Origin of the sequence: Roseburia sp. AF25-13LB, from assembly GCF_003478915.1 — a bacterium.
In the GTDB taxonomy this organism is placed as follows: domain Bacteria; phylum Bacillota; class Clostridia; order Lachnospirales; family Lachnospiraceae; genus Roseburia_C; species Roseburia_C amylophila.
Genome location: NZ_QUFO01000007.1, coordinates 98,300 through 111,229 on the forward strand (window position 1 = coordinate 98,300; position 12,930 = coordinate 111,229).

Sequence of the window (12,930 nt, forward strand, 5' to 3'; positions counted from 1 at the left end):
AAGGAACTGCCGGGCATCCGTAAGAAGCTGCCGGTGTATGTATAAAAGAAACAAGTTTTGCCATACTAAGAGAAAAATATTATATTATTTAGGAAGGTTTTAGCATGGCAAAAAGTGAATCAGAAAAAGATATGCGGCAAAAAAATGAAAATCTGAATAAAACAGTACAGGAGCAGGATGTTGCGGAAAGAAACCAGGCATATAACGAATATGTAAAGCAGGTAACACCAACGCATAATCTTGCCCTGAAAATGTTAAAAGCATTTGTGACCGGCGGAATTATTTGTTGTATTGGCCAGGTGATTTTAAATATTGCACAGAACGCAGGACTGGATAAAGATACTTCCGGCGGCTGGTGCAGTATGATCCTTGTCCTCATGAGCGTAATTCTTACCGGTCTTAATATTTATCCATCAATTGCAAAATTTGGCGGGGCAGGAGCCCTCGTTCCAATTACCGGATTTGCCAATTCAGTGGCGGCTCCTGCCATCGAATTCAAAAAGGAAGGTCAGGTCTTTGGTATTGGCTGCAAAATTTTTACCATTGCGGGTCCGGTAATCCTTTATGGAATCTTTACAAGCTGGCTACTTGGGGTCATATACTGGATATATCAGCTGATAGCGAGGTAGATGGGAAGGGTGTGAGCCACAGTCGAAAATCAGATACAGCAGTGAAACAAAGTTGTGGCAGCGACCCCAGCCGTGCCCGGAGGCAGATTGGGCAAAATCATTGTGAAACAAGAGAATTTTGCCCAAAAGGAGAAGAAAAGAGAGACTTCACCAAGGAAGAGGAGCCGTGTTCGGTGGTAGATTGGGCAAAATCATTGTGAAATAAGAGTGTTTTGCCCAAAAGAAGTAGAAAAGCAAGACTTTATCAAGGAAGAGGAGCCGTGTTCGGTGGTAGATTGGACAAAATCATTGTGAAACAAGAGAATTTTGCCCAAAAGGAGAAGAAAAACAAATTCACAAAGTCAGCTTCCCGCTAATCCCCAAAATAGTAATGAATTAATTGCTCGGCATAAGCAGAATCAAAGGGATGCTCACTTGTTTCATAAGTAGTAATTAATTGAATGGATGGGATAATGTTATGTGCGGTGTAAAGCTGAAGCTTGGAAAAGACATTCTTTCGATAAGAAGGAAAATCCATCAGACCAAAATGCTCCCAGTAATAAAATGCTCCTGTTTTAGGATGACGAAGCGTGAAATCAGGGTGCAGGGTAGTTTCGCCTAAACACAGTGCACATTCATAACGAAAAGGAATACGGTTATGTGAGAGCAGTGTTGCAATCAGTGCTTCTGATTTGGAACGGACCATCAGACCGGAAGCAGATTTGTGAATCCGTTGTTCCGGGTATTTGATATTGTATTCAAAATCAGCATTCATCCATTGATTTAATTCTGTGGAAATGGGTTGGAGGACAGTGTGAAATAATTCACAATAGGGAGAAGATTCTTGAAAAAGAGTTTCAATTTTAGAAGGATGTGAGGCAAGGGTGTCAATACAGGTGCGGATTGTCTGTCGCTCAAAAGAGAGGGACTGCAGTTTTAGTTCTAAATATTTTTTCCGGGCCATGACTTGAGCAAAATTTTTCTCTTTCTTGGGAATATAAAACTGTTGGGATAGAAGTTGATGATACCACTTGGTATAGTTGCCATTGTGGGTACAATAAAGAGTGCCGGGTGGCAGAGTGGAAAGTTCATCCTGAATGGCAGAGATTTGCTCCGTAAGATTCTTATAATGAGATAATAGTTTATTATAGATGTCAGTTTCTCCTTTCTCAAAAAGTTCAATGGAAATATTGAAAAATGTTGAAATTAATTGCTGCCATGGATTTATTACAGCATAACCGTAGATAGAAGTAAAGAAAAGAAACATGAAAAATTTCTGAAAAATACATAAAATGCCAGAACCTGGACATGCTAATCACAAAAAGGAGTGATGACATGTCTGAGGTAAAGGGAAAACAGAGTCTTCGCTTTGCGAAGACTCCTTTTATTTTAAATTCGGCATCAGTGGTCGGAAAGAAAGAAGGAGAAGGACCGCTGGGAGAGTATTTTGATGTGATTGGAAATGATGACAAATTTGGATGTGAGTCATGGGAGGAAGCAGAAAGTACCTTGCAGAAGGAAGCAGCAACCCTGGCATTGGGAAAATCTGGGCTTACGCCGGAAGAAATCCGTTATATTTTTGCAGGAGACCTGTTGGGTCAGACTATAGCAACATCCTTTGGACTTCTCGGCTTTGAAATTCCGCTGTTTGGTGTGTATGGAGCCTGCTCTACGGCAGGGGAATCCATGTCACTTGGAGCGATGTGTGTGGCGGCAGGATTTGCAGAAAATGTCCTGACGATTACATCCAGTCATTTTGCCAGCGCGGAGAAACAGTTCCGATTTCCGCTGGAATATGGGAATCAGCGTCCCATGTCGGCTACCTGGACGGTTACCGGAAGTGGTGCCTATGTATTGTCCACCCAACGGACTCATGTAAAAATCAGTGGAATCACCACCGGAAAAATTGTGGACTATGGAATTCATGATTCCTTAAATATGGGAGCAGCGATGGCTCCGGCAGCAGCAGATACCATAGCAGCACATTTTATGGATTTTGGAAGCAAGCCGGAAGAATATGACCGTATTATAACAGGGGATTTAGGAACTGTCGGACAGGAAATCCTATTTGATTTGCTAAAGAAAAAGGGCTATGACATCGAGAACAATCATTCAGATTGCGGAATCGAAATTTTTGATGCAAAAGAACAGGATACGGATGCTGGCGGAAGTGGCTGTGGCTGCAGTGCTTCTGTTTTATCTGCCTATTATCTTCCGAAGATTATTTCAGGGGAATGGAAAAAGGTGTTATTTGTGCCAACCGGAGCATTGCTTTCCACAGTAAGTTATAACGAAGGAAAAAATGTACCGGGAATTGCCCATGGAGTAATGCTTGAGTATGTGCCGTAACAAAAGCCTGGTAGATAATAAAAAGTAATAATAGTTTTGATAAGAATGATGGAAGAAAGGAAAAGAACACATGGATTATATGAATGCATTCTGGGTAGGAGGCCTGATATGTGCCCTCTGCCAGATTTTAATGGAAAAGACGAAAATGCAGCCGGGACGGATTATGGTGCTATTGGTATGTTCCGGAGCTGTTTTGGGAGCAATCGGTGTATATCCGCCTTTCGTGGAATTTGCAGGGGCGGGAGCATCGGTGCCATTGTTAGGCTTTGGCAATACGCTGTTTAAGGGAATTAAGGAAGCAGTTGATACCAATGGATTTATCGGAATCTTCATGGGTGGATTTACGGCAACGGCGGTAGGAATCTCTGCTGCATTGGTATTTGCCTATCTGGCATCCCTGATATTTGAACCAAAGATGAGAAAGTAGAAAATCCACACAGAAGATGCATAGAAAAGGATAGGTTGGAAACAATAAACTTGAAATCAATAAAAAGGAGATATTGAACATGAAGAAATTAAGAAAACTGGTGTTGACCATGATGGTAGTGTGCCTCTTTGGCAGTATGGCAGCCTGTGGTAATAGAAATGGAAATGAGGAAAATACCACGGAAAACGGAGCAGGAAGTAACAATACTACCAATAAGAATGACACAGACAATAAGAATAACACAAATGACAAGAATAATCGTGACAATACCACAAACAATGGAGATAATGGCGACGGTGTGGTAAATGATGTGACAGACGGAGTAGTAGATGGTGCAGAAGATATTGTAGATGGTGTGGATGATGCAGTAGATGATGCCGGAACCGGAATTAAAGATGCTGTGGATGATGCAACAACCGGAACCAATGGAAATGGTAATAATGCAAAAACAGCAAGATAGTTTTGAATAAAGATTTTTAAATGAAAAAAACAGGATTGAAAACTCAATGAAAAGTTTTCAATCCTGTTTTGTATAATATGAGTACCACGATGACTCATATAAAATTGTTTCTCTTGGTGAAAAACTTATTTGTCATCAATACTGTAGTTTGGTGCTTCTTTTGTAATGTGGATGTCATGTGGATGACTTTCTTTTAAGGAAGCTGCAGTAATCTTAACGAAACGGCCTCTTTCCTGTAATTCAGGAATCGTAGGACATCCGCAGTAACCCATACCGGAACGGATACCACCGATTAACTGGAATACGGTATCCTCAAGGCTTCCCTTGTAAGCTACACGTCCTTCAACACCTTCTGGAACAAGCTTCTTAGCACCTTCCTGGAAGTAACGGTCTTTGCTTCCGTTTTCCATAGCTGCAAGAGAACCCATACCACGGTAAACCTTGTATTTTCTTCCCTGATATAATTCGAAAGTTCCAGGAGCTTCGTCACATCCTGCGAACATACTTCCCATCATACATACATTACCACCGGCAGCTAAAGCCTTGGTCATGTCTCCGGAGTACTTGATACCACCATCGGCGATGATTGGAATACCATATTCTTTTGCAACTGCAAAGGCATCCATGACAGCAGTAATCTGAGGAACACCAATACCTGCAACCACACGGGTAGTACAGATAGAACCAGGTCCGATACCAACCTTAACAGCATCAGCACCAGCTTCGATTAAGGCTTTGGTTGCTTCGCCGGTTGCTACATTACCAGCGATAACCTGAAGATCAGGATAAGCAGCTTTGATTTTCTTAACTGCATTTAAGATATTTAAGGAATGTCCATGTGCGGAATCTACAACGATTACATCGACATGGGATTTTACCAGTGCATCGATACGGTCCATCATGTTAGCAGTAATACCAACAGCAGCACCACAAAGCAGTCTGCCCTGGTCATCCTTTGCGGATAATGGATATTTAATCTGTTTTTCAATATCTTTGATTGTGATAAGGCCTTTTAAGTGAAAATCTTTATCTACAATTGGAAGCTTTTCTTTTCTTGCCTTAGCGAGAATTTTTTTCGCTTCGTCTAATGTGATTCCTTCCGGAGCAGTAATAAGACCTTCGGAAGTCATGCTTTCTTTAATTTTCTTTGTATAATCTGTTTCGAATTTCAAATCACGATTGGTGATGATGCCGACTAATTTTCCGTTTTCTGTAATAGGAACTCCGGAAATGCGGAAGTTGTGCATTAAATCTTCTGCGTCAGCTAATGTATGATCTGGGGATAAGAAAAATGGGTCTGTGATAACTCCATTTTCGGAACGTTTTACCTTGTCCACTTCCTCCGCCTGAGCCTCGATAGACATATTTTTGTGGATGATTCCGATACCACCCTGTCTTGCCATAGCTATTGCCATGCGATGTTCAGTTACTGTGTCCATTCCAGCACTCATCATTGGAATGTTCAATTTGATTTTCTTAGTCAGGTAAGTGGTAAGATCAATCATATTAGGAGTAACTTCCGAATATGCAGGAACCAGCAAAACATCATCAAATGTAATTCCTTCACCGATAATTTTACCCATTTTCTCGTTTCCTCTCTTTCTTATTAAAAAGTGTGTAATATAATAAAGCCTTTAATTTCTCAATTCTAGCAAAAAAATAATATACTGTCAATTGTTAAAACAACTATTCCATTTTATACAAAAATATGTTATTCTTTTAGACGGACAACGGGGTCAACCAAGGGTGAACGTTGTCCTTTTTTCAAACAGAGGGGGAAAAAGGATGGAATTTCGACCGTGCATAGACATCCATAATGGCAAGGTCAAGCAGATTGTGGGCGGAAGCCTTAAAGATGAAGGAAATCAGGCAAAAGAGAATTTTGTGGCGGAACAGGATGCCGCTTATTTTGCAGAATTTTATAAAAAAGATAAGATTCGTGGCGGACATATCATTCTGCTGAATCCGTCAGACAGTTCCTATTATAAAGAAACGAAACGTCAGGCACTGCTTGCACTTCACACCTATCCGGGCGGTATGCAGGTTGGCGGCGGCATTCATGCAGAGAATGCCAAAGAATTTATTGAGGCAGGAGCCAGTCATGTAATTGTAACATCCTATGTATTTAAGGATGGAAAAGTAAATTATAATAATCTGGAGAAAATTCTTGCAGCAGTAGGAAAGGAGCATCTGGTTCTGGATTTGAGCTGCCGGAAAAAAGATGGTGACTACTATATAGTGACAGACCGCTGGCAGAAATTTACCGAAGAGAAAATCACGCCGGAGTTATTAGATAAATTAAAGGAATATGCGGATGAATTTTTAGTACATGCAGTAGATGTAGAGGGAAAAGCATCCGGCATTGAAGTCCCACTGGCAGAAATGTTAGGAGACTGGGGCAGAATTCCAATTACATATGCCGGAGGAGTCGGCAGTTTTGAAGATTTAAAGCAGTTAAAAGAACATGGAAAAGGCAGGCTTAATGTGACGATAGGCAGTGCATTAGACCTGTTTGGCGGCAGAATGGCATATAAAGAGGTTCTGCAGTATATAAATCAAGTATAAGGAAAAGGAGAGCGGCAGTATGAAGTATACAAAACAGGATATTATCCGTATGGCAGATGAAGAAGATGTGGAATTTATCCGGCTTCAGTTTACGGATATGTTTGGAACCTTAAAAAATGTGGCAATCACACGAAGTCAGTTAGAGAAGGCATTGAATAATCAGTGTATGTTTGACGGCTCATCCATAGAAGGCTTTGTCCGGATTGAGGAGTCCGATATGTATCTTTACCCGGATTTAGATACGTTTACTATTTTCCCATGGAGACCACAGCAGGGAAAAGTTGCAAGAATTATCTGTGATGTTTATTGTGCAGACGGAACACCTTTCGAAGGAGACCCAAGATATGTATTGCGGAAAGAGATTGCACATGCAGCAAAGATGGGCTATACCTTTGATGTAGGACCGGAGTGCGAATTCTTCTTATTCCATACCGATGACAATGGCCAGCCTACAACCATTTCCCATGAGAAAGCAGGATACTTTGACTTAGGACCGGTAGACTTAGGTGAAAATGCAAGACGTGATATGGTGCTGACCTTAGAGGATATGGGATTTGAAATCGAGGCATCCCATCATGAAGTAGCACCGGCACAGCATGAAATTGATTTCCGTTATGATGAAGCATTGGCAACAGCCGATAAGATTATGACTTTTAAACTGGCAGTTAAGACCATTGCAAAGCGTCATGGCTTATTTGCAAGCTTTATGCCAAAGCCAAAATATGGAATCAACGGTTCCGGCATGCATATTAATATGTCACTTTCCCGGAATGGAAAAAATATATTTGATGACCCATCCGGTGAACTTGGTTTGAGCAAAGAAGCATATTATTTCATTGGCGGAATAATGAAACATATGAAAGGTATGTCCGCTATCACCAACCCACTGATAAATTCTTATAAGAGACTGGTTCCGGGCTATGAAGCACCGATTTACATTGCATGGTCTGCAACGAACCGCAGTCCGCTGATTCGTATTCCGGCATCCAGAGGAGCAGGAACCAGGGTGGAATTAAGATGTCCGGATCCGGCAGCCAATCCATATCTGGCATTGGCAGTATGCCTTGCAGCAGGCTTAGATGGAATTGAAAATAAGATTATGCCGCCGGAAGAGGTAAGAGAAAATGTATTTGAAATGAGACTTTCCAGGAAAGTGGAAAAGGGTATTGAATCACTTCCGGGAGATTTAATGGAAGCAATCGAAGAGTTCGAACACGATGATTATATCAAAGGGGTTTTAGGACCACATATTACAGAGAAATATGCAGAAGCCAAGAAGGCTGAGTGGGCGGACTACAGAGCCCAGGTGACACAGTGGGAGATTGATGAGTATCTGTATAAGATTTAGTTGATGTAAGAAAATGCTACAGGAGATAAGAACTTGATTAATGTTATTGTTGCATTCCCTAAGATAGAAAACGCCAAAAGTATAAAAAATATACTTGTGCGCAGTGGATTTCATGTAGATGCAGCAGTCACAACAGGGGCTCAGGCATTGCAGTATGCGAATTCGTTAGATGGAGGTATATTGGTCTGCAGTCCAAGATTTGTGGACATGATGTATACTGAACTGCATGAATATATTCCTGCTACATTTCAGATGCTTCTCGTTGCTTCGCCGGATATCTGCAATGAGCACGAAGTTGCTGATATTATGTGCCTTTCCATGCCGCTTAAGGTGCACGAACTGATACAGACGGTAGAGACCATGTCTTATACTATTACCAGAATGCGTAAGAAACGGCGTATGGAACCGAAGGTACGGAGCGAGGAGGAAAAACGCATGTTACAGGATGCCAAAGAACTTCTGATGGTACGGAATAACATGAGTGAAGAAGAAGCACACCGGTATATCCAGAAACGGAGTATGGATAATGGAACCGGACTCATCGAGACGGCACAGATGATTTTGAGCCTTATGCATGCATAAGTATGAAAAATAGGTTAAATATAGTAGATTATTTAGAGAGAAGAAAAGGAGATATTATGTATCAGATTAATGAAAACTACCAGAAATTACCAGGAAGCTATTTATTCAGTACCATTGCCAAAAAGGTAAATGCATTTACCCAGGCAAATCCGGATAAGAACATCATTCGTCTTGGAATCGGGGATGTTACCCAGCCAATCGCTCCGGCAATTATTGAGGCTTTACATAAGGCAGTTGATGAGATGGCAGATTCTGCAACCTTCCATGGATATGCACCGGATTTGGGATATGATTTCCTGCGTAATGCTATTGTAAAAAATGATTATCAGGCAAGAGGATGTGCAATCGAAGCAGATGAAATTTTCGTATCCGATGGAGCAAAGAGTGATTCTGGAAATATTCAGGAATTATTCGGACCGGATGTAAGAATTGCTGTATGTGACCCGGTATACCCGGTATATGTGGATTCCAATGTTATGGCTGGAAGAACCGGTACATATAACCCGGATACCCAGATGTGGAGCAATGTAATTTATATGCCATGTACCAGAGAAAATAATTTCGTGCCGGAATTCCCGAAGGAGACACCAGATGTAATTTATCTGTGCCTGCCAAATAACCCGACAGGAACAACCATCACCAAAGCACAGTTACAGGAATGGGTTGATTATGCCAATAAAGAAGGCGCACTGATTATCTATGATGGTGCTTATGAAGCATACATTTCAGAAGCAGATGTGGCTCATACCATTTACGAATGTGAAGGAGCACAGACCTGTGCCATCGAGATTAAGAGCTTTTCAAAGAATGCAGGATTTACCGGAGTACGTCTTGGATATACTGTAGTACCAAAGGATTTGAAATGCAATGGCGTATCTTTACATGATATGTGGGCAAGACGTCACGGCACCAAATTCAACGGCGCACCTTATATCGTACAGCGTGCCGGTGAAGCAGTATATTCCGAAGCTGGAAAAGCACAGTTAAAAGAACAGGTTGCATATTACATGAAAAATGCAAGCGTAATTAAGAGCGGTCTGAAAGAAGCAGGCTTCGAAGTATTCGGTGGTGTAAATGCACCATATATCTGGTTAAAGACACCGGAGCAGATGACATCCTGGGATTTCTTTGATTACCTCTTAGAAAATGCCAATGTAGTAGGAACACCGGGATCCGGATTCGGACCAAGCGGAGAAGGATACTTCAGACTGACAGCATTTGGAACATATGAGAATTCAGTTGCAGCATTAGAGAGAATTAAGGCATTATAAGTCAGTATCATAAGGATATACGAAAATATAGAAGGGACAGCGATTTTAATTGCTGTCCCTTTTTGATATCCGATATAACAGGCAATTGGGAAGAAAAATATATTTATTTAAAAAAGTTTGGATATCGAAGGGCATCTGGATGATATGCACTGGAATGCCAGCAGTTCTTAAATATCGGTTTTGCCTGATGGTAAACTGTCTTTCCGTTGCTTTGACGGGGGCACTGCACTGTCCGTCAACTACGGATGCAACATAAAATCTGCAAGGGGCACTAAGAATTTCGTTATAAATAGTATCCATTCCGGCAACCGGCGCAAATTCACATCCATGTTCAAATGCGCCTCGCTGGCACTTCCCTGTGCCAGCGTTGCCGGATAACAGACGAAATTCTAAGTGCCCCTAACAGACCTTATCATGCATCCATAGTTGACGAACAATACAGTGCCTTTGTCAAACATTGGAAAGACAGTTTACCATCAAGCAATACGGACATTTTGACAATGAGAAAAGAGAATATGTAATTGACCGGGTGGATTTGCTGGCATCCTGGACAAACTACCTTGGCGTAAAAGATACCTGTGTGGTCGTAAATCATACAGCGGGGGCTATATGTTTTACAAGACACCGGAGTATCATCGTGTAACAAGATTCCGGGCGAATGGAGTTCCAATGGATCGTCCGGGACATTATGTATATATCCGCGATGAAGAAGACGGAGATTACTGGAGTGTTTCCTGGCAGCCGGTTGGCAAATCACTGGATGAAGCAAAATATACCTGCCGTCATGGAATGAGTTATTCCAAATACAGCTGTGATTACAAAGGAATTGCAGCAGAGCAGACCTTAGTTGTTAAGATAAAATTTTATCCGAAGATGTACGATTGGCACATGAAATGACAGAAAGGTTAAAAATTTTATCAAAGTATTCTTTTCCTAAAAAACCTTCTTACGGAAGTAATAAATGCGACAAATGGAAATATTATTTTAGCATCAAGCATATTTGGAAACACACAAAAGGTTGCAGAAAAGAATTATTATGTAGGAACAAATTTAGCGGTTGCAAAATAGGCATTAAATGAAAGACATTTTCTTAACCCTAAATAGCGAAAATCTGGTTAAGAAAGCAAGAATTTAAGAATTAGAAAAATGCTGTAAACCCGCATAAATCAAGGCTTACAGCATCTATAAAAAATAGAGCGATAGACGGGGCTCGAACCCGCGGTCTCGACCTTGGCAAGGTCGCGCGTTACCAACTACGCCACTATCGCATTTGTGCTGAGCACGAAATTTACTATACTATAAGAAAAAGGGTTTGTCAAGTGTAATATTAGAAAAGTTTTCACATAAAATACAATAAGCAGAAAAGCAGGAGGACTCCCTTGAGTGCAAAGACAAAGATTGTAGTGCTTCATATGAAGGAACTGATTTACACAGGAATTTTTGCGGTACTTGGAATATTACTGGTATTATTGTTGGTCTATATGTTTTCTCCGGATAAAGATGAGGAGAGCCGGGAGACCATGAAATATGTGGCAGGGGTATATACGTCTTCCATCATATTTAATGATAAAACCGTGGATGTGGAGGTTGTGGTGGATGAGAATAAAATCAATTCCATTTCGCTGGTAAATCTCGATGAAACTGTAACCGCAATGTATCCGTTGATGCAGCCGGCACTGGATAATTTGAAAGAACAGATATATGAAAATCAGTCAACGGATAATCTCAGCTATTCCGATGATAACCAGTATACGTCCATGGTGCTGATTCACGCCATTGATGATGCCCTGGGAAAAGCAGCGGCTGCCCCGGAGACAGAGGCGGAGTAACAGTATAAAATGATACGACAGAAATAGCAAAAGGAAAACAAGAAAAAGGCTTGTCAGTGCCTGCACCAGAAAGCTATAATAATGGAATGGAGAATACAATACAATATGAACTGACACCAAAAAAAGTAAAGAATATTATCATCCGGGTAAAAGCCAATGGCGTAGTGACAGTAACGATGCCCTATCGCATGAGCAAAAAGAAAGTGGATGCATTTGTGCAGAGCAAGGCGGAGTGGATCCGCATGATGCAAAAGAAGCTTGCAAATCAGCAGAGGATAGATGTGGATGCACTGGAGTGGAACCGGCAGAAAGAGCAGTATTTAAGAGATATACTGCTGAGGGAGTATGAATTGTTTCAGGCTTATCATATTTCTATGCCAACGGTCAGATTCCGCAGCATGACCAGCCGCTATGGGAGCTGCTGCAAGGCAAAGGCATCCATTACTTTGAATAAAGTACTGGCAGACCTTCCGTTAGAATGCGCAGAATATGTTGCTGCTCATGAACTGGCACACCTGGTAGAAGCAAATCACAGCAGACGATTTTATCAGGTGCTGGATACTGTGATGTCAGATCATAGAATACGAGAAAAAAGGTTGAGAGAATATGCGTTATTCCATGGAAAACGCGAGCATGAAGGTGGAAGTTGAGTCCCTTGGGGCAGAACTGAAATCTGTGCTTGGAAAGAAAAGTAACATTGAGTACATGTGGTGCAGCAATCCGGAGTATTACAAACGGAGTGCACCAAATCTGTTTCCGATTGTTGGAAGCTTAAAAGACGGAGTCTATCATTATCAGGGAAAGACTTATGAGATGGAATTAATCTATCATATGAATGGCAACAGACTGGAAATCACATGGAACATTAAGAATACCGGCAAGGAAAAATGTGTATTTCCCGGAAACTCCGTTATTTGGACTCTGGTCAGCAGAGAAGAAGAATGCACCATATGCAGCCATTGAACCTTGGTTTGGAAGATGCGATAAAGAGCATTTTAACGGAAGATTGGAAGAAAGGGAATGGGGACATGCGTTAGCGCAGGGTGCATGCTTTCAGGCAGCATACACCATAGAAATTGCAGGAGAAGATTAATTTTCATGCATTTTCTTATCTTCCGCTAAGAGTTCTTCATGAAGTGCAATGGAATCCCAGTTGATATTGTGCTCCGTGAGAACGGCTTTCAGACCGATTCTGGTAAGATGAAGCTTTTTAAATTCCACCAGGAAACGGTCTAAAAGAGCATTATCAAAGCCTTTGAATACCAGCATTTCGTCGGTGAAACCATCGCCGGTATAGACCTCTTCTTTCAAAGGGAAGCCATCAATCCCTGCGAGGGCACCTAAAGTCTGGTTATATTGTTCTTTGGTGATAATACGGATTTTTATTTTTAACCGGAGGCAGAGCATTTTTAATGTTCTGCCTTTGCTGTTTTCTAAATTGTAAAATAATAAAACTGGATGCATAAGGGAAAACTCCTTTCTTAAAGAGGT

General features: G+C 41.3%; 14 protein-coding genes, 1 tRNA gene and 1 pseudogene. 12 read left to right on the plus strand and 4 right to left on the minus strand.

Annotation, left to right across the window (positions count from 1 at the left end):
- The first annotated feature begins 104 nt into the window (after nucleotides 1–104).
- Nucleotides 105–629: a SpoVA/SpoVAEb family sporulation membrane protein gene (locus DWY37_RS10955; protein WP_117841809.1), complete on the plus strand. Its 525-nt coding sequence runs from the start codon at nucleotides 105–107 to the stop codon at nucleotides 627–629.
- A gap of 352 nt (nucleotides 630–981) precedes the next feature.
- Here DWY37_RS10955 and DWY37_RS10960 read toward each other — a convergent pair whose 3' ends face one another.
- Nucleotides 982–1,875, minus strand: coding sequence for a hypothetical protein (locus DWY37_RS10960; protein ID WP_022244353.1), 894 nt, complete (start codon nucleotides 1,873–1,875; stop codon nucleotides 982–984).
- 68 nt (nucleotides 1,876–1,943) lie between these two features.
- Here DWY37_RS10960 and spoVAD point away from each other — a divergent pair, with 68 nt between their 5' ends.
- From spoVAD to DWY37_RS10975, 3 genes are all read left to right on the plus strand, one after another.
- A complete protein-coding gene (spoVAD, locus tag DWY37_RS10965; protein WP_118541621.1) occupies nucleotides 1,944–2,957 on the plus strand; it encodes a stage V sporulation protein AD in 1,014 nt (337 codons plus the stop codon).
- Nucleotides 2,958–3,027: 70 nt separating this feature from the next.
- Nucleotides 3,028–3,384 carry a stage V sporulation protein AE gene (gene spoVAE / locus DWY37_RS10970; protein WP_117698951.1) on the plus strand — a complete coding sequence of 119 codons (357 nt, stop codon included), beginning with the start codon at nucleotides 3,028–3,030 and terminating at the stop codon, nucleotides 3,382–3,384.
- A 79-nt stretch (nucleotides 3,385–3,463) separates the two neighbouring features.
- Complete coding sequence (locus tag DWY37_RS10975) at nucleotides 3,464–3,844, plus strand: hypothetical protein (protein WP_197420834.1); 381 nt, start codon at nucleotides 3,464–3,466, stop codon at nucleotides 3,842–3,844.
- Nucleotides 3,845–3,969: 125 nt separating this feature from the next.
- On the opposite strand, the gene guaB is transcribed toward DWY37_RS10975, so the two are convergent.
- A complete protein-coding gene (gene guaB / locus DWY37_RS10980) occupies nucleotides 3,970–5,427 on the minus strand; it encodes an IMP dehydrogenase (protein ID WP_117947682.1) in 1,458 nt (485 codons plus the stop codon).
- Nucleotides 5,428–5,629: 202 nt separating this feature from the next.
- On the opposite strand from guaB, the gene hisA reads away from it, so the two are divergent.
- The 5 genes and pseudogenes from hisA to DWY37_RS11005 all read left to right on the plus strand — a co-directional run.
- Nucleotides 5,630–6,409, plus strand: coding sequence for a phosphoribosylformimino-5-aminoimidazole carboxamide ribotide isomerase (hisA, locus tag DWY37_RS10985; protein ID WP_022244358.1), 780 nt, complete (start codon nucleotides 5,630–5,632; stop codon nucleotides 6,407–6,409).
- A gap of 19 nt (nucleotides 6,410–6,428) precedes the next feature.
- Nucleotides 6,429–7,757, plus strand: a complete 1,329-nt coding sequence (gene glnA / locus DWY37_RS10990) for a type I glutamate--ammonia ligase (protein WP_118541623.1) — start codon at nucleotides 6,429–6,431, stop codon at nucleotides 7,755–7,757.
- Nucleotides 7,758–7,790: 33 nt separating this feature from the next.
- Complete coding sequence (locus tag DWY37_RS10995; RefSeq protein WP_117698948.1) at nucleotides 7,791–8,339, plus strand: ANTAR domain-containing response regulator; 549 nt, start codon at nucleotides 7,791–7,793, stop codon at nucleotides 8,337–8,339.
- Nucleotides 8,340–8,395: 56 nt separating this feature from the next.
- Nucleotides 8,396–9,610 (plus strand): LL-diaminopimelate aminotransferase, encoded by a 1,215-nt coding sequence (locus DWY37_RS11000; RefSeq protein WP_118541625.1) that lies wholly within the window; start codon nucleotides 8,396–8,398, stop codon nucleotides 9,608–9,610.
- Nucleotides 9,611–10,085: 475 nt separating this feature from the next.
- A pseudogene (locus tag DWY37_RS11005) lies at nucleotides 10,086–10,492 on the plus strand (GH36-type glycosyl hydrolase domain-containing protein); the annotation flags it as partial.
- A 313-nt stretch (nucleotides 10,493–10,805) separates the two neighbouring features.
- Here DWY37_RS11005 and DWY37_RS11010 read toward each other — a convergent pair.
- A tRNA-Gly gene (locus DWY37_RS11010) sits at nucleotides 10,806–10,878 on the minus strand.
- A gap of 111 nt (nucleotides 10,879–10,989) precedes the next feature.
- Here DWY37_RS11010 and DWY37_RS11015 point away from each other — a divergent pair.
- Genes DWY37_RS11015 through DWY37_RS11025 form a run of 3 tightly spaced genes read left to right on the plus strand, consistent with a single transcriptional unit; the run spans nucleotide 10,990 to nucleotide 12,402 of the window.
- Nucleotides 10,990–11,439, plus strand: a complete 450-nt coding sequence (locus DWY37_RS11015) for a hypothetical protein (protein ID WP_117947679.1) — start codon at nucleotides 10,990–10,992, stop codon at nucleotides 11,437–11,439.
- Nucleotides 11,440–11,495: 56 nt separating this feature from the next.
- The gene (locus DWY37_RS11020; protein ID WP_117699161.1) at nucleotides 11,496–12,089 is read left to right on the plus strand and encodes a M48 family metallopeptidase; all 594 of its coding nucleotides are present in this window, start codon (nucleotides 11,496–11,498) and stop codon (nucleotides 12,087–12,089) included.
- Complete coding sequence (locus DWY37_RS11025) at nucleotides 12,073–12,402, plus strand: hypothetical protein (protein WP_158552128.1); 330 nt, start codon at nucleotides 12,073–12,075, stop codon at nucleotides 12,400–12,402. The genes DWY37_RS11020 and DWY37_RS11025 overlap by 17 nt, the downstream gene beginning before the upstream one ends.
- Before the next feature lie 126 nt (nucleotides 12,403–12,528).
- Here the strand turns inward: DWY37_RS11025 and DWY37_RS11030 are convergent, their stop codons facing one another.
- Entirely contained in the window at nucleotides 12,529–12,903 is a 375-nt protein-coding gene (locus DWY37_RS11030) for a DUF3783 domain-containing protein (protein WP_158552127.1), read from the minus strand.
- Nucleotides 12,904–12,930: the final 27 nt, after the last annotated feature.